Annotated in this window: 15 protein-coding genes; 11 read left to right on the top strand and 4 right to left on the bottom strand. The window is 53.4% G+C overall.

The features are described 5' to 3' along the window. The first annotated feature begins 2 nt into the window (after positions 1–2). Genes J7I43_RS02540 through J7I43_RS02560 form a run of 5 tightly spaced genes read left to right on the top strand, consistent with a single transcriptional unit; the run spans position 3 to position 8,723 of the window. Positions 3–3,875: a trifunctional MMPL family transporter/lysophospholipid acyltransferase/class I SAM-dependent methyltransferase gene (locus J7I43_RS02540; protein WP_209142900.1), complete on the top strand. Its 3,873-nt coding sequence runs from the start codon at positions 3–5 to the stop codon at positions 3,873–3,875. Then, positions 3,868–5,376, top strand: a complete 1,509-nt coding sequence (locus tag J7I43_RS02545; protein WP_209142902.1) for a phytoene desaturase family protein — start codon at positions 3,868–3,870, stop codon at positions 5,374–5,376. Before J7I43_RS02540 ends, J7I43_RS02545 begins: the two co-directional genes overlap by 8 nt. A 1-nt stretch (position 5,377) precedes the next feature. After that, on the top strand, positions 5,378–7,060 hold the full coding sequence (locus J7I43_RS02550; protein ID WP_209142905.1) for a C45 family peptidase: 1,683 nt from the start codon (positions 5,378–5,380) through the stop codon (positions 7,058–7,060). After that, on the top strand, positions 7,057–7,422 hold the full coding sequence (acpS, locus tag J7I43_RS02555) for a holo-ACP synthase (RefSeq protein WP_209142907.1): 366 nt from the start codon (positions 7,057–7,059) through the stop codon (positions 7,420–7,422). Before J7I43_RS02550 ends, acpS begins: the two co-directional genes overlap by 4 nt. A gap of 11 nt (positions 7,423–7,433) precedes the next feature. Beyond that, on the top strand, positions 7,434–8,723 hold the full coding sequence (locus J7I43_RS02560) for a phenylacetate--CoA ligase family protein (RefSeq protein ID WP_209142909.1): 1,290 nt from the start codon (positions 7,434–7,436) through the stop codon (positions 8,721–8,723). Here J7I43_RS02560 and J7I43_RS02565 read toward each other — a convergent pair. Beyond that, the gene (locus tag J7I43_RS02565; RefSeq protein ID WP_209142911.1) at positions 8,720–9,208 is read right to left on the bottom strand and encodes a DUF6702 family protein; all 489 of its coding nucleotides are present in this window, start codon (positions 9,206–9,208) and stop codon (positions 8,720–8,722) included. The two genes, J7I43_RS02560 and J7I43_RS02565, sit on opposite strands and share 4 nt — an antisense overlap. A 69-nt stretch (positions 9,209–9,277) precedes the next feature. On the opposite strand from J7I43_RS02565, the gene J7I43_RS02570 reads away from it, so the two are divergent. Both J7I43_RS02570 and J7I43_RS02575 read left to right on the top strand, forming a co-directional pair. Beyond that, positions 9,278–9,865: a HupE/UreJ family protein gene (locus tag J7I43_RS02570; protein WP_209142913.1), complete on the top strand. Its 588-nt coding sequence runs from the start codon at positions 9,278–9,280 to the stop codon at positions 9,863–9,865. Positions 9,866–9,876: 11 nt separating this feature from the next. Next, a complete protein-coding gene (locus tag J7I43_RS02575) occupies positions 9,877–12,192 on the top strand; it encodes a M1 family metallopeptidase (protein ID WP_209142915.1) in 2,316 nt (771 codons plus the stop codon). A gap of 69 nt (positions 12,193–12,261) precedes the next feature. Here the strand turns inward: J7I43_RS02575 and J7I43_RS02580 are convergent, their stop codons facing one another. Further along, positions 12,262–12,447, bottom strand: a complete 186-nt coding sequence (locus J7I43_RS02580; protein ID WP_209142917.1) for a toxin-antitoxin system HicB family antitoxin — start codon at positions 12,445–12,447, stop codon at positions 12,262–12,264. Between the two features lie 3 nt (positions 12,448–12,450). Next, positions 12,451–13,323: an SPFH domain-containing protein gene (locus tag J7I43_RS02585; RefSeq protein ID WP_209142919.1), complete on the bottom strand. Its 873-nt coding sequence runs from the start codon at positions 13,321–13,323 to the stop codon at positions 12,451–12,453. Between the two features lie 241 nt (positions 13,324–13,564). Here J7I43_RS02585 and J7I43_RS02590 point away from each other — a divergent pair, with 241 nt between their 5' ends. The 4 genes from J7I43_RS02590 to J7I43_RS02605 all read left to right on the top strand — a co-directional run bounded on the left by J7I43_RS02590 (position 13,565) and on the right by J7I43_RS02605 (position 20,361). After that, complete coding sequence (locus J7I43_RS02590; protein WP_209142921.1) at positions 13,565–14,146, top strand: RNA polymerase sigma factor; 582 nt, start codon at positions 13,565–13,567, stop codon at positions 14,144–14,146. Between the two features lie 80 nt (positions 14,147–14,226). Continuing rightward, positions 14,227–15,252, top strand: a complete 1,026-nt coding sequence (locus tag J7I43_RS24670) for a FecR family protein (protein ID WP_209142923.1) — start codon at positions 14,227–14,229, stop codon at positions 15,250–15,252. A 4-nt stretch (positions 15,253–15,256) separates the two neighbouring features. Then, positions 15,257–18,709 (top strand): SusC/RagA family TonB-linked outer membrane protein, encoded by a 3,453-nt coding sequence (locus J7I43_RS02600; protein ID WP_209142925.1) that lies wholly within the window; start codon positions 15,257–15,259, stop codon positions 18,707–18,709. 35 nt (positions 18,710–18,744) lie between these two features. Further along, positions 18,745–20,361, top strand: a complete 1,617-nt coding sequence (locus J7I43_RS02605) for a SusD/RagB family nutrient-binding outer membrane lipoprotein (protein WP_209142927.1) — start codon at positions 18,745–18,747, stop codon at positions 20,359–20,361. 155 nt (positions 20,362–20,516) lie between these two features. On the opposite strand, the gene J7I43_RS02610 is transcribed toward J7I43_RS02605, so the two are convergent. Continuing rightward, positions 20,517–21,392, bottom strand: a complete 876-nt coding sequence (locus tag J7I43_RS02610) for an AraC family transcriptional regulator (protein WP_209142929.1) — start codon at positions 21,390–21,392, stop codon at positions 20,517–20,519. Positions 21,393–21,698: the final 306 nt, after the last annotated feature.

Here is a 21,698-nt window from a genome sequence, read left to right on the forward strand (position 1 = left end):
TCATGGGAACTTTTTTTATATCCATTTATAATTTCTTTAATGCCCGTAAATGGCTGCTGTGGCTGTTTACGCTGGTTTTATTCGCCGTGGCCGGCTTGCTGGCCGCGCAGATAAAGCTGGAAGAAGATATTACGCGCATCCTTCCCAGGGATAAAAAGATCGATCAGCTGAACCAGTTTTTGCAGAACTCGAAGTTTGCGGATAAACTGGTGATCATGGTGTCTCAGAAAGACACTGCTGCGGAAGCGCAGCCGGACAGCCTGGTGGCCCTGGCGCAGGAATTTGTGGCCGGGCTGGAGAACGAACCACTGAAAAAAGACATCAAAGCCGTGCAGGGGCAGCAGGACGATGCGATGATCATGGGGCTGATGAACACGGTGCAGGAACATCTGCCGGTTTTTCTTGAAGAAAAAGATTACACGCAGATCGATTCGCTGATTGCGCCGGTTAAGGTCAAACAAACGCTTGAAGCTAATTACAATACGCTGATCTCGCCCGCGGGCATGGTGCTGAAACGGGTGATACAATCCGACCCCGTGGGCATTACCTGGCTGGGCGTGAAAAAACTGCAGGCTTTGCAGGTAGACGACCAGTTTGAACTGTACGAAGGATTTGTGATCAGCAAAGACCACCGCAACATCCTGCTGTTCGTTACGCCGCAGCACCCGCCCAACGAAACGGGCAAAAACAAAATATTCCTTTCCAACCTCGATAACTGGATCGACACGGTACAAACGGCGCACGCCGCGGCGGGCATCAGTTATTTTGGGGCAACGGCCGTGTCTGTCGGCAACGCCGTGCAGCTGCGGCAGGACACTTATTTCACGCAGGGCATCACCATACTGCTGCTGATCGTGATGATCGCGGTGTTTTTCCGCCGGAAACGCGCGCCTTTACTGGTGATGCTGCCGGTAGTGTTTGGCGCGCTGTTCTCCATCGCCATGGTCTATCTCGTACAGGGCGGCATTTCGGTGATCGCGCTGGGAGCGGGCTGCGTGGTGCTGGGCATCGCGGTGAACTATTCGCTGCATGTGTTTAACCATTACCGCCATTTGCCTGACATCCGGCTGGTGATCCGCGACCTGGCCATGCCCATGACGGTTGGCAGTTTTACGACCGTGGGCGGTTTTCTCTGCCTGCAGTTCGTGAAATCGCCCATGCTGCAGGATATCGGGCTGTTCGCGGCTTTCAGCCTCATCGGCGCTTCGTTGTTTTCACTGATCATTTTACCGCACCTGATCGTGCTGGGCAAACAGCCCGCGAAAGCAGCGGCATCGTCTCACAACCTCATCGACCGGCTCAGCCACTGGCGGCCGGAACGTAATAAATACCTCGTTGGCGCTATTGTGCTGCTCACCATCGTGTTCTTTTTCACCGCGAAAAACGTGACGTTCGAAAGCGATATGATGCGGATGAACTTTATGACGGAGCGTTTGCGGAAAGCGGAAGCGCAGCTGAACAGGCTGAACGCCTACACCGCGCAAAGCGTGTACATGCTGTCTGAAGGCAACACCCTCAACGAAGCGCTGCAGCGCCGTGAAAACACTGACACCACGCTGCAACGTTTATTGCAATCGGGCGCGGTGAAAAAAGTAGCGGGAACGGGCGGGCTGCTGCTGTCGGAAACGGAACAGGCCGCGCGCATTGCACGCTGGAAAGCTTACTGGACGCCGGAGAAACAACAGCGGCTATTGCAGCAGCTGCAAACCGAAGGACAAGCCTACAAATTCAAAACCACCGCGTTCGACCCGTTCGCGGCATTGCTCGGTAAAGAATATGCGCCTGTACCGCCGGAAAGGTCCGCGCTGCTGGACGTGGGTATGATCAGCGACCTGGTAACGCTGAAGCCGCAGCTGGTTTCCGTATCGAGCCTGCTGAAGGTGGACCCGGCGCGTAAAGCGGAGGTGTACGCAGCCCTGGAAAACCAGCCAGGCACCGTCGTGATGGACAAACAATACACTGCCAACCGGCTGGCGGAGCTGATCCGCGACGAGTTCAACACCATCGCGTGGATGACCTCCCTGCTGGTGTTTTTTGCATTGCTGCTGTCTTATGGCAGGATAGAACTGGCGCTGATCACCTTTATTCCCATGCTGGTGAGCTGGGTGTGGATACTCGGCATCATGGGGCTTTTCGGCATCCCGTTCAACATCGTCAACATTATCCTTTCCACCTTCATCTTCGGTCTCGGTGACGATTACAGCATCTTCACGATGGACGGCCTGCAGCAGGAATACAGAACGGGCAGTAAACATTTGCCCTCCTTCAAATCCTCCATTTTCTTTTCCGCGCTCACCACCATCCTCGGGCTGGGCGTGCTGATCTTCGCGAATCATCCTTCCCTGCGTTCCATCGCGCTCATCGCCGTGATCGGCATCAGCTGCGTGGTGATCACTTCGCAGGTGCTGATACCTTTTTTCTTCAATTTCCTCATCACCAACCGCGTCAACAAAGGCCAGCGGCCGCCGTGGACGCTCTGGAGCTGGTCGAAGTCCATGTTCGCCTTTACATATTACACGCTGGGCGCGGTGCTCCTGACGGTGATCGGCGTGATACTCACCCGCATCAACTTCATCCATCTCGAAAAAGGGAAAAAAATATACCACTGGATCTTATCGAAATTCACCTGGAGCCTGCTGCACATTATGGGCAACATCCGGAAAGTGACGGTGAACACCAGCGGGGAAGATTTTAAAAAACCGGCGGTGATCATCAGCAATCACCAGTCTTTCCTCGACATTCTCATGTCTACCGCCATGACGCCCAACGTGGTATTGCTGACGAACCAATGGGTGTACAACTCGCCGCTGTTCGGTTACGTGGTGAAAATGGCGGATTATTATCCTGTGGCGGAAGGTGCGGAAGCCAGCATCGACAAGCTGAAAGACCGTGTGGACAATGGTTATTCCATCGTCATTTATCCCGAAGGCACCCGTTCCACCGACGCTTCCATCAAACGTTTTCATAAAGGCGCGTTTTATCTTGCGCAGGAGCTGCATCTCGACATTATTCCCGTGGTGCTTCACGGCACCGCCTATACGATGTCTAAAGGCGACTTTTTGCTGAAAAACGGCACGGTCACGCAGAAGATCCTGCCGCGCATCAGGCCGGGCGATACTCGCTGGGGCGACAATTACAGCACCCGCACCAAACTGGTGAGCCGTTATTTCCGGCAGGAATACGAACAGATGCGCAAAGAAAACGAAACGCCCGCGTGGTGGCGCGAGCAGCTGGTGTACCAGTATCTCTACAAAGGCCCGGTGCTGGAATGGTACATGCGCATCAAAACCAAAATGGAAAACAATTACGCATTGTTCCATGAACTGCTTCCGCAAAAAGGGCGGATCATGGACATTGGTTGCGGATATGGTTTCATGAGTTATATGCTGCACTTCCTCAGCCATGAAAGAACCTTGCTGGGGGTGGATTACGACGAAGACAAGATCGCGGTGGCGCAGCATTGTTATATCAGAAACGAACATGTACGTTTTGAAGCGGCGGACATTACGCAGTACGATCTGCCGAACCAGGACGCGTTCGTAATACTCGACGTGTTGCATTACCTGCGGCCCGAATCGCAGGAAAAACTGGTGCGCCAATGCCTGCAAAAGCTCAATCCCGGCGGCGTCATTATCGTGCGCGACGGCGACGCCGACCTGAAAGAAAGGCACAAAGGCACGCAGCTCACCGAATTGTTCAGCACACGTTTGTTGGGCTTTAACAAAACGGGGAACAAACTGTCATTCTTTTCTTCGTCCACCCTCCGCGGCATCGTGGAAAAAAGCGGCGGCACGATGGAACAGATAGACAACACGAAGTTCACTTCCAACGTTATTTTCATTATCAAACATTCATTCAGCGAGCAATATGCATAATTACGATGTAGTGATCATTGGCAGCGGCCTGGGCGGACTGACCTGCGGAGCGATCCTCAGCAAGAACGGCTACAAAGTGTGCGTGCTGGAAAAAAACAAACAGATCGGCGGTTGCCTGCAAACGTTCACGCGCGACAGGACCATCTTCGATTCCGGCGTGCATTATGTGGGCGGGCTGGAGCCGGGGCAGAACATGCACCAGATATTCAAATATCTCGGCATCATGGAAAAGCTCAACCTGAAACGGCTGGACATCGACTGTTTCGACCGCATTGCGTTTGCGGGAGATACGAAGGAATACAAGATGGCGCAGGGTTACGAACGTTTTATCGAAGGTTTGCTGAAAGATTTTCCGGAAGATGAAAAGGCGCTGCGCGAATATTGTGACATGCTACAGGAGATCTGCACTAAATTCCCGCTGTATAACCTGCGCATGGGCGGTTTTGATGAAAAAGCATCCGTGCTCAGCATCAATGCGGCGGAATATATGAACGGGCTTACCGGTAACCGTCGCCTCTCGCAGGTATTGGCGGCAAACAACCCGCTGTACGCAGGCGTTGAACACAAAACGCCGATGTACGTGCATGCGCTGGTGCTGAACAGTTACATCGAAAGCTCGTGGAAATGCGTGAACGGCGGTTCGCAGATAGGGAAGTGGCTCGGCCGCGTGATCCTCGAAAACGGCGGCACGATGATCAAACACCAGGAAGTAAAACGTATCGTAGCGGAAGGAAAGGAAGTGACGTTTGTGGAAACCGCGACGGGGCAAAGATATTACGGCAAACATTTTATCTCCAACGCGCACCCGGCCAAAACGCTGGATATGCTGGAGGCGGACGTGATCCGTCATGCTTACCGTTCCCGCATCAAATCGCTGGAGAACGGCAGCTCTACCCTGATGCTGAACTGCGTGCTGAAGCCCGGCATGTTCCCGCACATGAACTACAATTATTATTATCATGGCGTAGACGACGTTTGGGGCGGGCACGCTTATACGGAAGATACCTGGCCGCTGAGCTACGCGATGTTCGTTTCCCCCGATGCGAAAGATCACCGTTTTGCCAACGGCGTTTCGTTTATGGCTTATATGAACATCAAAGACGTGGCGCCGTGGGTGGATACTTTTAACACCGTGTCGCAGGAAAACAACCGTGGTGCGGATTACGAAGCGTTCAAAAGAGAAAAGGCCGAAAAACTGCTGGATATGGTGGAGCAGCGTTTCCCCGTGATCAGGCAGTGCATACATAGCTATACGGTAGCCACCCCATTGTCTTTCCGCGACTACATCGGCACAGACGACGGCTCGATGTACGGCGTGCTGAAGGACAGTAACGATCCTTTGCGTACCTTCATTTCTTCCCGGACGAAGCTGAACAACCTGTTTCTCACCGGGCAGAACCTGAACATGCACGGCATACTCGGCGTAAGCATGAGCGCGGTGGTAACGTGTTCGGAACTGGTGGACATGGAAAAATTATTGCACGATATCAAGATGGCGTAAAATGGCGGAAAAGAAAAAAAGACCGGTTTGGAAAAGATTGCTGAGGGTATTGTTTTTTATCCTCGGTTTTTTTGTGTTGCTGATCGCGGGCCTGTTCATATACCTGTACGCCGTGGCGCGCATGCATCCGCCGGAGATCGCGGATAAAAGCAGCCTGCAGTGGCAGCGCAGCGCCCTCGATTCCACCGCTTTTACGCTCAATAAAAACTGGTTCCGCAAGAGCCGCAGCGGGCTGTATGAAATGTACGTGGAAGGAAGACCTTTCGAAAGAGGCGTGGTATACGGCAAACTGGCGGAAGAACTGGTGCGGCGGCAGGAAGATCATTTCACCGAACAGATCGGCAAAATGATCCCCTCCAAAACCTACCAGCACTTTTTGAAATACCTCATTGGCTGGTTTAACCGGCATATGGACGAAAACGTGCCGGAAGAATATAAGGAAGAAATTTACGGCGTGTCTTTCGCGGCCAGCTCCGAATACGAGTTCATCGGCTCCAATTACCAGCGGATCATGAACTATCACGCCGCGCACGATATCGGTCATGCCCTGCAAAACCTGGCGCTGGTGGGCTGTACGTCTTTCGGCACCTGGAACGACCGCTCGGAAGACAGCTCGCTCATCATCGGCCGCAATTTCGATTTTTACGTGGGCGACAAATTCGCGGAAGATAAGATCGTTGCGTTTTACAAGCCGGACAAAGGCCACCGTTTTATGTTCATCACCTGGGGAGGCTTTACGGGCGTGGTTTCCGGCATGAACGAACAGGGGCTGACGGTGACGATCAACGCCGCGAAATCCGGCATCCCTTCAGGATCGGCCACGCCGGTATCGCTGGTGGCGAGAGAAATATTGCAATACGCAAAAAACATACAGGAAGCATACGCCATTGCGCAGAAAAGAAAAATGTTCGTGTCCGAATCTTTCCTGATCGGCTCGGCGAACGACAACCGCGCCGCCATTATCGAAAAAACGCCGGACGAGCTGGCGCTGTACGATCCCCATGGCAACGAGATTTCCTGCGCCAATCATTTCCAGAGCAAAACGCTGGGAGCATCCGCCCCCAATAAAGAACAGCTGGAGGAAAGCGCTTCGCCGTACCGCTACAAACGCCTGCAGGAGCTGCTGGAGCGGAACGGGAAAAACACCGTTCCCAAAACCATCGCCATCCTCCGCGACCGCAAGGGACTGCACGATTCGGACATCGGGATGGGCAATGAAAAAGCCCTGAACCAGCTGATCGCGCACCATTCCGTGGTATTTGAGCCGAAGCAGCTGAAAGTATGGGTGAGCACCGCGCCCTGGCAGTTGGGCGAGTTCGTTGCATACGACCTCAGAAAAGTGTTCGCCATGAACGGCCTGCAAACCGATCATGAGATCTGCGACAGCGCGCTGAACATACCGGCAGACAGCTTTCTGCAGACGGCGGATTACCGCAAATTCGTGGATTTCCGGGCGCTGAAGGCCGCTGTGATGGACAACCAGCTGATTGACGTGGAAAGGCTGGTGGCCGATAATCCTGCTTACTACCACGCGTATGTGCTGGCAGGTGATTATCTTTATCGTCAGAAAGATTACAAACAGGCCAAACAATATTACCAGCAAGCGCTCACCAAAGAGATCGCGACGAAAGCCGAGAAAGATCATGTGCTGCAGCGCATTGCGGATTGTGATAAAAATTTATGATGCAAGGCATCGGTACAGATATCGTTGAAGTAGACCGCATCGCCTCCAAGATCGAAAAGGGGCAAGGGTTTCGCGAGCTGGTGTTTACGCCGCTCGAGATCGCTTATTGCGAAAAACAGGTGAATAAATTCGAAAATTACGCCGCCCGTTTTGCCGCGAAAGAAGCTTTTCTGAAAGCCCTGGGCACGGGTTATGGCGGAAGCGGCATTCATTTTAACGAGATAGAGGTGAGGAACGATGCAGCCGGGAAACCGGGATTGTTCCTCATCGGCAACGCGGCGCCGCGTATGGAAGGGTTGAACGCGCTGCTGTCCATGTCTCACGTAAAAGCCTTCGCCATGGCCACCGTTGTGATCTTCTAACCGGAAAAGTTATGTACATACCTGATATAGAATTGCAGTCACCCGCCGCCATCCGGCAGTTCCAGGCCAAAGCCCTGCAGCACCAGCTGGGTTACCTGCGGCAATTCTCGCCTTTTTACAAAGAATGGTTCGCCCGCCACAGCATCGATACAGACGGCATCCGGGATGTGGAAGACCTCCGCAGGATACCGCCGGTCGGCAAGGAAGAGCTGCAGCAGCGCAACTGGGATTTTTTGTGCGTGGACAAAGGCAGGATCGCGGAATACACTTCCACATCAGGTACCCTGGGCAAACCGGTGATCATTCCCCTTACGGAAAAAGACCTGGAGCGCCTTACTTACAACGAATTTATTTCCTTCAGCTGCGCAGGCGGCACCGACGAAGATATTTACCAGCTCATGCTCACGCTCGACCGGCAGTTCATGGCCGGCATGGCGTATTATTCGGGCATCCGGAAAATAGGCGCGGGCGTGCTGCGCGTGGGGCCTGGCGTGCCTTCCATGCAATGGGAGAACATCGCGCGGATACAGCCCACCGTGATCGTGGCCGTTCCTTCCTTCATGCTCAAACTGATCGCATTCGCGGAGGAACACGGCATCGACATCAACGCGTCTTCCGTTAAAAAAGCCGTTTGCATCGGCGAAAACATCCGTCATACCGATTACAGCTACAACGTGCTCGGTAAAAAGATCACGGATAAATGGAACATTCAGCTGTTTTCCACCTATGCTTCCACCGAAATGCAAACCGCCTTTACGGAATGCAAAGCGGGCAGGGGAGGGCATCATCACCCCGAACTGCTTATCGTGGAGCTGCTCGGTGAAAACAACGAGCCCGTGCCGCCCGGTGCGCCCGGCGAGGTAACCATCACCACCCTCGGCGTGGAAGCCATGCCCCTGCTGCGTTACAAAACCGGCGACATCTGCCAGTACGATACAACGCCCTGCAGCTGCGGCCGGCAAACGCTGCGCCTTTCCCCCGTGATCGGCCGCAGGAAACAAATGATCAAATACAAAGGCACTACGCTGTACCCGCCCGCGCTCTACGATCTGCTGAGCGATATGGAAGAAGTGAAAGAGTTTGTCGTGGAAGTGTTCTCCAACGAGATCGGTACAGACGAAATATTGCTGCACCTCAGTCCCGCGGAGGTGAACGAAGACGTGGACCGCCGCATCAAATCGTACCTGCAGGCCAAACTGAGAGTGATTCCGCAGGTGAAATACTGTTCCATGCAGGAGATCCTAAAAATGCAGTTCCCCGAAGGCAGCCGCAAACCCGTAAAATTCCTGGACAACCGTTAAAGATCGAAGCTGGCAGCAGCTTTCGGATTATCGATCTTGGTGCTTTTCCGCTGGTCGTTCACGATCAGGTGGATCATGTGCCCCTGTGTGTCGTGCTCCGCGTACAGCACGTCGTTTTGAATGTCGAGATGCTTGAAAGGTGCCATGGGAGCGTGTTCAAGGAAACACCACACCGCGTCTTCGGAGATCTGGTAACCGAGATATTGCAACGGAAGTTTTTTACCGTCCGCGCTCAGCGCTAAATGCTGGCGCAGGTACCGCGCGATCATCGTGTCTACCGACGGGCGGTCTTTCGGTTTGATAATGTCGAGAGAGGTTTTGTTGTATTTTTTGAGGGCGTTCTCCAGGTCGTCAGTAAAGATGCGGCAGCTCACTTCCAGCGACTTGCGGGGCTGGTTATACCTGATTTCCGTGACGCTCATGTAAAAAGGATGCACTGCGCCGAACCATACGGGCAACAACCATTTGCATAATAATACTCCCATTTGCCACCAAAAATTTTATTTTTAAACTTGTCTTGCTTATAATTACGAAGTTACACAAAAATCTACGCCATGGAGGAATTCAGCTTGTATTTCGCTGAAGGCTGGAAACATATCGCCGATCTGAACGGTTATGATCACATTCTTTTTGTAATGGCGCTTTGCGCCGTTTACCTGGTGAAAGACTGGAAAAAGGTGCTGGTATTGGTCACCGCTTTTACGGCAGGGCATTCCATTACCCTGGCGCTCAGCGTGTTGAACGTGATCAGGGTGCCCACGGCGCTGATCGAGTTCCTGATACCGGTTACCATCGTGATCACCGCGCTGGTGAACATTATCCGGAGAGACAGGTCTGACGCGGGGTTGCGGATCAATTATTTCCTGGCGCTTTTTTTCGGGCTGATACACGGGATGGGTTTTTCCAATTACCTGAAAAGCATGCTGGGCACGCAGACCAACGTGGTGAAACCTTTGCTGGCCTTTAACCTCGGCCTGGAATTCGGGCAGGTGCTGATCGTGCTGGCCATTTTGCTGATGGCGCAGGTCGTGGTGAACCTCACCCGCATGGCCCGCCGCGACTGGATCATGTTTTTATCCGCCGCGATCTTCGGCTGCGCGTTTATCATGAGCATTGAAAGATTGAAAGAATTACTGCATTAGAATATCAAACTATGAAGAAGTCGACCATAATTTGCCTGCTGGTACTGGCCGCACCGGCTTTGAAGGCACAGAACCCCGGGTCTAACCACGGTAACCGCTTCGAACAGCTGAGTTACCTGCTGGCGGACCCGAACATGTACCGCTCCGCTTCGGGCGTGCCGGGGCCGAAATACTGGCAGCAGAAAGCCGATTACGACATCACCGCGGAACTGGACGACGAAAAACGCCGCCTGACGGGCGCGGAGAGCATCACGTATTACAACAACTCGCCCGACCCGCTTACCTACATCTGGCTGCAGCTGGACGAAAACGAGCACGACCCGAAAAGCGACAACAACAGCTTCGACGAAAGTTCCATGCGCGACCGCATGACCAGCCGCTCGATCAACCGCATCCTGGGCATGGAGCAGGGGCATGGCGTGAATATCGTGAAATGCACCGATGCAGCGGGCAATGCGCTGACATACACCATCAACCAGACGATGATGCGCGTTGAGCTGCCGAAAACACTGATGCCGGGTGAAAAATTCCGCTTCAACGTCAACTGGTGGTACAACATCCCCAACCGCATGACGCTCGGCGGCCGCGGCGGGTATGAAAATTTCCCGGAAGACAACAACAACCTCTACACCATGGCCCAATGGTACCCGAGGCTGGCCGTGTATTCGGACTTCCAGGGCTGGCAGAACAAACAGTTCACCGGCAGGGGGGAATTCGCCCTTACCTTCGGTGATTTCAAAGTAAAAATGACCGTTCCGGCAGACCATGTGGTGGGCGCCACCGGTGAATGCCGCAACTATAAAGAAATGCTTACGCCCGCGCAATATCAGCGCTGGCAGCAGGCGCAGAGCGCGAAAGAACCCGTGGAGATCGTAACGCTCGGCGAAGCGAACGACGCCATCAAAGAGAAGGCCAGCGCTAAAAAGACCTGGATCTACGAAGCGCGGAACGTGCGCGACTTTGCATGGGTAAGTTCCCGCCGTCTCGTGTGGGACGCGATGGGCGTGAACGTGGAAGGCAAACACGCGATGGCGATGAGTTATTACGGCCCTGAGGCTTACCCGCTGTACCGCCGTTATTCCACCAAAGTAGTGGCGCATACGTTGAAGACCTATTCCAAACATACCATCGCATACCCTTATCCCGTCGCTATTTCCGTGGAAGCGGCCAATGGCATGGAATACCCGATGATCTGCTTCAACTACGGCCGCGCCGAAAAAGACGGCACCTATTCCGAAGCCACCAAAAACGGCATGATCGGCGTGATCATCCACGAAGTGGGGCATAATTTCTTCCCAATGATCGTGAATTCGGACGAGCGCCAGTGGACCTGGATGGACGAAGGGCTGAACACTTTCTGCCAGTTCCTCACCGAACAGGAATGGGACAATAATTTTCCTTCCCGCAGGGGGCCCGCGCAGAAGATCACCGAATACATGGCCTTACCGAAAGACCAGCTGGAACCGGTAATGAGCAATTCGGAAAACATCGTGCAGTTTGGTCCCAACGCGTATGCCAAACCCGCCACCGCGCTGAATATCCTGCGTGAAACGATCATGGGCCGCGAGCTGTTCGATTATGCGTTCAAAGAATATTCCCGCCGCTGGGCTTTCAAACATCCCACGCCGAGCGATTTTTTCAGAACGATGGAAGATGCGTCCGCCGTGGATCTTGACTGGTTCTGGCGGGGATGGTTCTTCGGCATCGAGCCGGTAGACATCTCCCTCGATTCCGTGAAATGGTATCGCATGGACACAAAAAATCCCGCGGTGGAAAATAAGCTCAAACAGCAGGCGGCCAACGCGGAAGACGTTCACATCGCGCAAACGCGCAACAAAGCGGCCGGCGTAAAATTCGCGGTGGAACAGGATACCAGCCTGCAGGATTTCTACAGCAAATGGGACCGTTACGCCGTAACGCCCGACCAGACGGAGGCTTACAGCAAAATGCAGGCGAGCCTTACACCCGAGGAAAAACGTTTGTACGAAAGCAAAAAGAATTTCTACGAGCTTTCTTTCCGCAACGTGGGCGGCAATGTAATGCCCCTCATCATCGAATGGACGTTTGCGGACGGTACGAAAGAAACAGACCGCATTTCCGCGTACATCTGGCGGCACAACGAACAGGAAGTAACGAAAGTGTTCGCGAAAGATAAAGAAGTAACCGCCATCCGCCTCGACCCGTACAAGGAAACGGCGGACATCAACGAACAGAACAATGCATGGCCGCGTCAGTCCGTACCGTCGAGGTTCGAGCTGTTCAGGATGGAAGGCGGCCCGAGAGGCACCAACAACAGCGGCAACCCGATGCAGCGCGCAAGACAATAAACGCTGCCGTAAAATAGTAAGGCCGGCCCGATGTGGCCGGCCTTTTTTATGGCGGGGCAGCGGGCGCTGCTATGTTTTTTTGTTGCTGGCATCTTTCTTTTTGTCTGCCCGTCCCGCTTCTTTCAGCGCTCTTGCGATGATCCATTCCATTTGCCCGTTCACGCTGCGGAACTCGTCTGCGGCCCAGCGTTCCAGCGCTTCGTAGGTGGCATTGTCTATACGCAGCACAAAAGATTTTTTTTCCTTTCCGGCCATGGATTAATGATATAAAGATCCGGCGTTTAAGATCGGGGTGGCTGCTTTTTCGCCGCAGAGCACCACCATCAGGTTGCTGACCATGGCTGCTTTTTTCTCTTCGTCCAGCTCCACGATCTGTTTTTTCGACAATTGTTCCAGCGCCATTTCCACCATGCCCACGGCGCCTTCCACGATCTTGGAGCGCGCGGCCACGATAGCGGTGGCCTGCTGGCGCTGCAGCATGGCGCCCGCGATCTCGGGGGCGTAGGCGAGGTGGCTGATGCGCGCTTCCCGCACAAGAATGCCGGCGGCAAACAATCTTTCGTTCAGCTCCTGTTCCAGCAGCTCGTTCACTTTTTCGCCGCCGTCGCGCAGCGTGATCTCCGCGTTTTCATCTTCCATGCGGTCGTAAGGGCAGCTGGTGGCCAGGTGGCGCACGGCCGCTTCGCTTTGCACCTGCACGTATTGATTGTAACCTTCCACTTCAAACGCGGCCTTGTACGTGTCTTTCACCTGCCAAACGATCACCGCGGCGATCTCGATCGGATTGCCGAGCTTGTCGTTCACCTTCAGGGTCTGCCCGTTGAGGTTGTTGGAGCGGAGGGAAATGCGCAGTGAACCGTAAAGCGGGTTCACCCAAAGCAGGCCGTTCTGTTTTACGCTGCCCACGTATTTGCCGAAGAAAGTGAGCACCCGGGAATGGTTGGGATTTACGATCATGATGCCTTTAGATAAAAAAATAAAGGCGATGAAAAGCAGGATGGCGAGCAGTATCCAGAGGCCGGAGGATTCGGACCTGCTGATCTGGAAGAGGGCGTAAACGCCGGCGAGAAAACTGAGAATGGTAAGCACGAATGCGAGGTAGCCGCTCATGGGCCTGACGATCTTTTCCATATGGGGATAATTTAGTTTAATATCAAAATGATATCAAAAATAATGAACTCTTCCGACATAAAAAAATGGATAGTGTACAACAGACACCATGAAGGATTAAAATTTTGCTTCGCAAAAAAAGTTCTAATTTTAAAGAGAATTATTATTTTCAGCCCCGGTTAACCGGGATGTGACACGTTAGAAAGAACAAAAGAATTGTAGTACAACCACATCGACAGCGTTTTATCAACCAGCATTTATTATGTACCCTGGCTATTCAGACGAGCAATTGTTATCGTTATTGCGTGATGGCGACAGTATGGCTTTTAATACCATCTACGACCGGTACAGCAGGCCATTGTACCTTTACATCCTCAGCAAAACGGACCGCGGCGAAACCAGCAAAGACGTGCTGCAGGACCTTTTCTGCACCCTTTGGGAAAAACGCGGCGCGCTGGACATTCACCAGTCGCTCCGTTCGTACCTGTACCAGTCGGTACGGCATAAGATCATCGACCTGTACCGGAAAGACAATACCTACCGCAAATATCTCCAGCAGCTGATCGAACATTTTGACGCGCAGCCGCATAGTATTTCCGAAACTTACGATTACAAGGCCAAAGCCACGGAAGTGTTCGAGGCCATCAACCGGTTGCCTGAAAAAATGAAAGAGATATTTATGCTCAGCCGCTTCGAAAACCTTAGCATTGAACAGATTGCGTCCCGGCTGGGCCTTTCCCAGCAAACGGTGAAAAACCAGATATCCAAAGCGTTGAAGATCCTCCGCAGTCATTACACCCAGACGGACCTGCTGGCCCTGGCGGTGATATTTTCCATTCTCTGAAAAAAATCTTTGTTTCCTGATGGTACTTTTTAGGGGTTGATACGACTTCCCTGTATCACCAACTTCTAAAAACTACCGCTGTGGATATTGAACAGATCAGGAAAGTCCTGGAGCGTTACACGCAGGGCAAGTGCAGCCCCGAAGAGATCAGCATTATCGAAAAATGGTTCGACAGCATCAACCGGCACCGCTCCGCCATGATAGAAGACGATTTTCTCGCGGAGCAGCTGGAAGAAGTGCGCATGCGTATCCGGGAGCAGGTGGAGCTGCCGCAGGCGGAAGCGCCGGTTCGCAGGCGCCGCCTCAGGGCCTGGCTGTATTCCGGCGTGGCGGCCATGATCGCGGGGGCTGTAGCCATTACCTTATTGTACAAACCAATGCCTGCCGGTCATCCAGCCAACCCGTCCCATCCGGCGGTACAATCTGCAGTGGCGAAAACGAACAGGGTGATCCGGAACGGATACGTAGAGATCACGACTACCAAAGGTTCCACTGAAAAGATTGTACTTGCTGATGGTTCCACCATTATGGTGAATGCTTCTTCCAAACTCCGCTACCCGGAAAACTTCGGCGATTCCCGCAACATTTACCTCGAAGAAGGCGAGGCTTTTTTTAAAGTGGCCAGCGACCCCAAACGCCCGTTCGTGGTGCATAGCGGCAACATCGCCACTACCGCGCTGGGCACGTCCTTCAACATCCGGAGCTACAGCCGCGAGCAACGCATTACTGTGGCATTGCTGACCGGTAAAGTGAAAGTGGACCATGCAGAAACGAAGCAGCCGGTGATTTTGCTTCCCAGCGAACAGGTGAGCATAGACCGGCATTCGATGGCGATGGCGAAATCGATGTTTAGCAAAGAAGATGATATTATCGGCTGGAAAAACGGCTATATCGTATTCAGGGATGCCAGCTACAACGAAGTGGCGACGGAGATCGAGAACCGCTATAACGTAACGGTGATCAACGAATCGGGGGATGCGGAGTGGACGTACACGGGATTTTTCAAAGACGAAAACCTGCAGGAGATCATGGAAACCATTTGCCTGACCAAAAACATCAGCTACACGCTCAAGAACGACACAATATTCCTTACCCGCAAAAACTAGATGTATGAACAAATGCCTACGCCTTGTTTCCCTGGTTGTGCTTGCGATGGCCATCACACTGGCGGCTCCTTACACCGCCAGTGCTCGTGCCGAGTCGCAGGACACCAAGAACGTCAGTATCACCATCCAGGTCAAGAACAAAAACATGGAGGAGGTGTTCACTGAAATTTCTGCTAAAACAGGCCTCAGTTTCCATTACGACAAATCCGATCTGAATCTCAAAAAGAAGATCAATCTGAACTGCGTGAAGCAACCTATCGACGAGGTGCTCCAGCTGCTGACAGAACAAACCGGACTGAAATTTACGAGAAAAAACAATAAAGTCATAGTAAATCAGGAACAACACGCCGCCGGCTCCGTAACGACCGTAGCCCTGATGACCGGCGCGGGCAGCCTCGAAAAGGAAGTGCGGGGCGTAGTGAAAGACGCCAACGGCAACCCGCTGCCCGGCGTGACCATTATGGTGAAAAACACCAACCGCGGCACGCAGACCAACGCCACCGGCAATTTCGTGCTGAGCGCCAATCCCGGCGACATCCTGGTGATCCGTTTTTTGGGGTTTACCACCCAGGAAATAGCGGTGGGCGCTAGTGACGTGATCAACATCATGCTCACGGAAAACTCCCGGTCGCTGAGCGAATTCGTGGTAACGGCGCTGGGCATAGAAAAGAAATCAAAAGAACTCACATATTCCACCCAGCAGCTGAGCAACAGCGACCTGAGCCGGGTAAAAGACGCAAACGTGATCAACAGCCTGGCCGGTAAAGCCGCCGGCGTTACCATCAGCAGAAGCGCGTCCGGTCTGGGCGGCACCGCCCGCGTGATCATGCGCGGCAACAAATCTACCCGCGAAAACCAGCCCCTGTACGTAATAGACGGCGTGCCGATGGCGAACTTCTCGCCCTCGCAGCCCGCCAACGTGTACGGCCAGTCTTCAGATATCCAGTCCGGCGCCGGCCGCGACGGCGGAGACGGCATCTCCAACATCAACCCGGACGATATCGAGACGATCAACATCCTGAAAGGCGCCTCCGCATCGGCCCTTTACGGCAGCCAGGCCGCCAACGGCGTGATCATCATCACCACCAAAAAAGGTCGCGCAGGCAAGGCGCGAATCGATGTAAGCTCAGACGCTACTTTCGAATCGCCCATGCTGAAACCCGACCTGCAATACCGTTATGCGCAAACGCCTTCCACCTCCAAACCGGGCAGCAATCAAAGCTGGGGACCGAAAACCAATGCGCCCGATCATATAGACGATTTTTTCAAAACCGGCGCAACCTATACCAACAGCCTGGCGCTGAGCGGCGGCAACGAAGTGGCGCAGTCTTATTTCTCCTATTCCAACACCAGCAGCAAAGGCATTATGCCCACCGCCAAGTTCAACCGGCATACTTTTAATTTCCGCGAAACGCTGAAGCTGCTCGACAATAAACTGACCGCCGACGCGAACATCACCTTCCTCGCACAGAAGGCGCACAACAGGCCCGGCACCGGTTTTTATTTCAACCCGCTTACCGGCCTCTACCTGTTTCCCCGCGGGCTGAACTTCGATACTTACAAAAACAATTACACGTATTTCTCTCCCAAACGCAACACCGACCTGCAAAACTGGTGGAACCTCAACTCAGATTCAGGATGGGCGGGCGATCCCGAACAGCAGAACCCCTACTGGATACAGCATAGGAACCTCCGCGACGAAAGCAGGACGCGCGGCATGGCCTCGCTGTCCCTGAAATACCAGCTGCTCGACTGGCTGAGCATCCAGGGCCGCGGCAGCTTCGACAAAAGTTACGACGAATACGAAATGAAAGCGTACGCCAGCACACAAGCCTCCCTGGCGCCGCCGAACGGGCGTTACACCGTTGAAAAGGAATTTAATACCCAATTATATGCTGACCTTATTCTTTCCGCCAACAAAAAACTGAGCGAGCAGTTCAACCTGGCCGCCACGCTCGGCACCAGCGTCACCGATCAGAAGGTCAGGGACCGAAATCTCACCGACGTCGCTTTCGATGCGGCGCAGGGGCTTGTTTACGCCAACAAGTTCCAGGTAACCAACATCGACCCGATGGCGCTTACTTCCATCGAGGGGCTCGACCGCAAACAGGTGCAGGCGCTGTTCGGAAGCGTGCAGCTGGGGTTTAAGGATTACCTGTTCGTGGACCTCACCGGCCGCAACGACTGGTCGAGCACACTGGCCTTCACGCCGCTCAAAAGCAAAGGATTCTTTTATTATTCAGCGGGCATCACCGGCGTGCTCAGCGAAATGCTGAAATTCCCCGAGGCCGTCAACTTCGCAAAAGTGCGTTTTTCCTACGCCAAAGTGGGCAACGACATTGCGCCGTACAACTCGCGCCCGGCGGACTTCACCGTTCGCATCACCGGCGGCGCGCCGCAGCTGCTGCTCAACAACAGCGGGCCTTATCCCGGCACTTATCTCAAACCTGAAGACAACCGTTCCATCGAAGCCGGTTTCGATGTCCATTTTTTCAACGACCGCCTGTCGCTGGACATGACCTTCTACAAAAACAACAACTTCAGGCAGTACATGGAAATCCCCGCCCCGTCCGGCTCCGAATTCCTCACGTATTTTGTGAACCTCGGCAACATCCAGAACAAGGGCCTCGAAGCAATGCTGACGGCGGTGCCGGTGAAAGGAAAAGATTTTACCTGGACTTCCAACGTGAACTTCTCGGCCAACCAGAACAGGGTGGTGAAATTGTCGGACGAAGCCATTTCCGGCGCGGACCCGAGCAGCCGTTTCGTGCTCACGCAGTTTGGCTCCAACATGTTCGGCTCCTTTATCCAGGAAGGCGGTTCATGGGGCGACATCTACACCAACCGTTCGCTGCGTTACACCAAAGACGGCGCGATGATCGTGGACAACACCGGCAAACCCATGGACAGCACCAGCGGATTTTACAACGTCGGCAATCCCAACCCGAAATTCAACCTCGGATGGAACAACACGTTCGACTACAAAAATTTCTCTCTCACCTTCCTGATCGACGGGCGGTTTGGCGGTAAAGTGATGAGCATGACGCAGGCCGTGCTGGACCAGTACGGCGTGAGCGAAGCCAGCGCCGCAGCGAGAGACAATGGTGGGGTGAACGTACGGGCGGTAGACGAAACCGGCAAAGCGGTTACGAAAATAGACGCGAACAAATATTACCTGGCCGTTGCGGGCCGCGCGGGCGTGGGCAGTTTGTACATGTACGACGCCACCAACATTCGCCTCCGCGAACTGGCGCTCAGCTACCGGGTACCGGTAAATTCAAAAGTGATCCGCAACCTGCAGGTGGCGGTGATCGGGCGGAATTTGTTTTTCCTGAAGAACGACGCGCCGTTTGACCCCGAAGTGAGCGCCGGCGGCGACAACAGGCTGCAGGGGATAGACGTGTTCGGTCAGCCGGCCACGCGCAGCATCGGCGCCAGCCTGAAAGTAGGATTCTAACAGCACCGACAAGTATTTGACAAAAAAACAAAACAATGAGAACGTTAAAATCAAAATATATCCGGAACCTCGCCATAGCAGGGATCAGTGCTGTGGTTGCGCTGGCGGGTTGCACCAAAGACTTCGAGCGCATCAACACCAATCCTTACGGGGTGAGCGAAGACGATCTTAAAACGGATTTCCGCCTCATCGGCGAGCCGTTCAAACAGATACAGAACAGCATTTACGGCAATTCTCCCGGTTGGGTGATGCAGATCCAGCAGAACCTTGAAGGGGACATCTGGAGCGGTTACATGGGCGTTCCCGGGCCTTTCGGCAACGGGGGCAACAACAACTCCACCTACAACCTGATAGACGGGTGGACGGTGGTGATGTGGGGCTGCGCTTACGGCAATTATCCCGACGCGCCAAACCTTTCCGTAATGCCCGTCGCCCGAAGGATAGAGCAGCTGGCGGGAGAGGAGTTCAAAGACTTCAAAGCCTGGATGCTGATATTAAAAGTGCTCGTGATGCAGCGCGTCAGCGATGTGTATGGCCCGATCATTTACACCAAATACGGCGTGATCAATCCCGATAAAAGCATCGATTACGATTCGCAGAAAGACGCGTATTACGCCTTTTTCAAAGACCTCAACGACGCCATTACGGTGCTCACGCCGCTGCGCACTTCCACGCTCAAACCTTTCGAAAAATTCGATCTGACCTACGACGGCAGTTATTCCGCCTGGCTGAAATTCGCCAACAGCCTCCGGTTGCGCCTCGCCATCAGGATCGCGAAAATAGACCCGGGGAAAGCGAAAACCGAAGGCGAAGCCGCGCTCGCCAATCCCGGCGGGCTGCTCGAAACCACTGCAGACATTGCGGCCGTGAACATCGCGCCGACGCCAAACCCTTACAACACGTACACCAGCGGGTATAACGACATCAGGATGGGCGCTCCCATGGAATCCATCCTTACCGGTTACAAAGATCCGCGCATGCCCAAGTACTTCGAGCCTTCCGCCGCCGTGCCGGGAGTTTACAAAGGCATCCGCACCGGCATCGCATTGCCGGACAAGATCTATGCGGACTATTCCAAACTGGCGCCCATGCCCAGCAAAATGCAGCTGATGACCGCCGCCGAAGTATGGTTCCTCAAAGCCGAAGCAGCCCTCCGCGGCTGGACCGGCGCGGGCGATGCGGCGGAAAATTATGAACAGGGGGTGAGGGCTTCTTTTGCGCAGTACGAACTGTCTTCAAGAGCAGACGCTTACCTCGCAGACAACACCAGCAGGGCAGTGCCGTACGTGGATACCAAAAACGCCGCGAACAACGTGGGCGCCGGCCATGCCACGCTCAGCAACATCACCATCCGCTGGGAAGAAGGAGACGCTTTCGAGAGAAAACTGGAAAGGATCATCACCCAGAAATGGATCGCCGTATTCCCCGACGGGCAGGAAGCCTGGAGCGAATTCCGCAGAACGGGTTACCCGAAACTGTTCAAGGTGGTGGTGAACAACAGCGGCGGAAAGATCCCGACAGACCTGTACATCCGCCGCGTGAACTTCGCATTTACCGAGTATGCGTCCAACCCGCTGGGCGTACAACGAGCCGTTACTTTACTAGGTGGTCCCGATAACGGGGGTACCCGCCTTTGGTGGGACAAACCATAGCATTTATAGACATAGCTCATCTAAGAATGACCGGCCGGCCCTTTCGGGCCGGCTTTTTTATTGCGGCTGAAAAGGCATGACAATACAGGCCCGTACGGGAAGCGTACAGGGAATATGCCGGAAGATTTTTTAAAATGAAATGGTTAAAACGGGAATTACGCTTCTTTGAGCCGCAGCTCGTTCTTGTACTCTTTCGGCGTTTTGCCGACGATCTCTTTAAAAAAGCGGTTGAAATTGGAAAGGTTCTTAAACCCGCATGAATAGGCGATTTCCGCGATGGACCAGTCTTCTTCGGTAAGGCGTTTGCAGGCATGGCCGATGCGTACTTCGTTGAGGAACTGCACGAAGGATTTTTTGGTCCTGTTCTTAAAAAAGCGGCAGAAGCTCTGAGGGGAAAGGTTGGTGATGCTGGCAACGTCCTGCAGGGAAATTTCCTTGGAGAAATTGTTCATCACGTACTTGAACACCTCGTCGATCTTGTGGTTGTCTTTTACGTTGTACGCGTGCGAATAGCCTGTGCTGGCCAGGTAGTAGCAGTCTTTGGTTTCCGAGAGCGTTTTGAGGATCTGCAGCAGGGAAATGATACGTTCCAGCCCGTCTTTTTTAGGCAGGGAAAGAATTTCCTCCTTCAGTTTTTCCTGGGTGTTGCCGATGATCTTCATGCCGCGTTGCGCGCGGTGAAAAAGGTCTGTCAGCGCCTTGGTTTCCGGCAGGCCGTAAAATTTGTCGCCGAAAATGTCTTTTGGAAAATAGATCACAACGGACCTTGCCTTGAGCGACTCATCATTTTTATGATAGGCTTCGTCGTTATACCACACATGCGGTATGTTCGGCCCCAGGAATACCATGTCCCCCACGTCAAAACTTTCGATGCTGTCTCCCACGATGCGTTTACCCTGGCTTTCGGTAACATACACCAGCTCGCATTCGGGATGAAAATGGAAAGGTGTATTGAAATGAGGATCACAGCGTTCGATGATGGTGATCTGGTTGTCGGCAAAGGCCCCCACTTTTATCAGAATGGGTTTCATGTTTGCTTCCTTATTGGTTTAGTCCTATGAAAGTATTAGCAGGTTGGTAGTTCTGCCATTTTGAATTCTATTTTGCCAAATTATTAAATTTCGGTTAAAAAAATACTAGTCGGGCCTATTTTCCGATAATATTTGCGCAGCTTGAAAAATATGACCTGCGGCAAACGCTCAAGGCCCTTTGCAGTAGCCGCTTTGCTGCTAAAACTATCCCGCAGGGGGCTTCAGGCCCGGGATTTCTTTTTTGTTTTATCGATTTTTTAGTACCTTGTTCATGCTAAATCGTTATAGCTCGTACGACCGATAATT

This window comes from Chitinophaga chungangae, from assembly GCF_017742215.1.
Lineage (GTDB): Bacteria > Bacteroidota > Bacteroidia > Chitinophagales > Chitinophagaceae > Chitinophaga > Chitinophaga chungangae.

Excerpts from the sequence above, each read along its gene's own strand:
- J7I43_RS02540 (WP_209142900.1), top strand. The coding sequence starts at position 3 with ATGGGAACTTTTTTTATATCCATTTATAATTTCTTTAATGCCCGTAAA.
- J7I43_RS02545 (WP_209142902.1), top strand. The coding sequence starts at position 3,868 with ATGCATAATTACGATGTAGTGATCATTGGCAGCGGCCTGGGCGGACTG.
- J7I43_RS02550 (WP_209142905.1), top strand. The coding sequence starts at position 5,378 with ATGGCGGAAAAGAAAAAAAGACCGGTTTGGAAAAGATTGCTGAGGGTA.
- acpS (WP_209142907.1), top strand. The coding sequence starts at position 7,057 with ATGATGCAAGGCATCGGTACAGATATCGTTGAAGTAGACCGCATCGCC.
- J7I43_RS02560 (WP_209142909.1), top strand. The coding sequence starts at position 7,434 with ATGTACATACCTGATATAGAATTGCAGTCACCCGCCGCCATCCGGCAG.
- J7I43_RS02565 (WP_209142911.1), bottom strand. The coding sequence starts at position 9,208 with ATGGGAGTATTATTATGCAAATGGTTGTTGCCCGTATGGTTCGGCGCA.
- J7I43_RS02570 (WP_209142913.1), top strand. The coding sequence starts at position 9,278 with ATGGAGGAATTCAGCTTGTATTTCGCTGAAGGCTGGAAACATATCGCC.
- J7I43_RS02575 (WP_209142915.1), top strand. The coding sequence starts at position 9,877 with ATGAAGAAGTCGACCATAATTTGCCTGCTGGTACTGGCCGCACCGGCT.
- J7I43_RS02580 (WP_209142917.1), bottom strand. The coding sequence starts at position 12,447 with ATGGCCGGAAAGGAAAAAAAATCTTTTGTGCTGCGTATAGACAATGCC.
- J7I43_RS02585 (WP_209142919.1), bottom strand. The coding sequence starts at position 13,323 with ATGGAAAAGATCGTCAGGCCCATGAGCGGCTACCTCGCATTCGTGCTT.
- J7I43_RS02590 (WP_209142921.1), top strand. The coding sequence starts at position 13,565 with ATGTACCCTGGCTATTCAGACGAGCAATTGTTATCGTTATTGCGTGAT.
- J7I43_RS02600 (WP_209142925.1), top strand. The coding sequence starts at position 15,257 with ATGAACAAATGCCTACGCCTTGTTTCCCTGGTTGTGCTTGCGATGGCC.
- J7I43_RS02605 (WP_209142927.1), top strand. The coding sequence starts at position 18,745 with ATGAGAACGTTAAAATCAAAATATATCCGGAACCTCGCCATAGCAGGG.
- J7I43_RS02610 (WP_209142929.1), bottom strand. The coding sequence starts at position 21,392 with ATGAAACCCATTCTGATAAAAGTGGGGGCCTTTGCCGACAACCAGATC.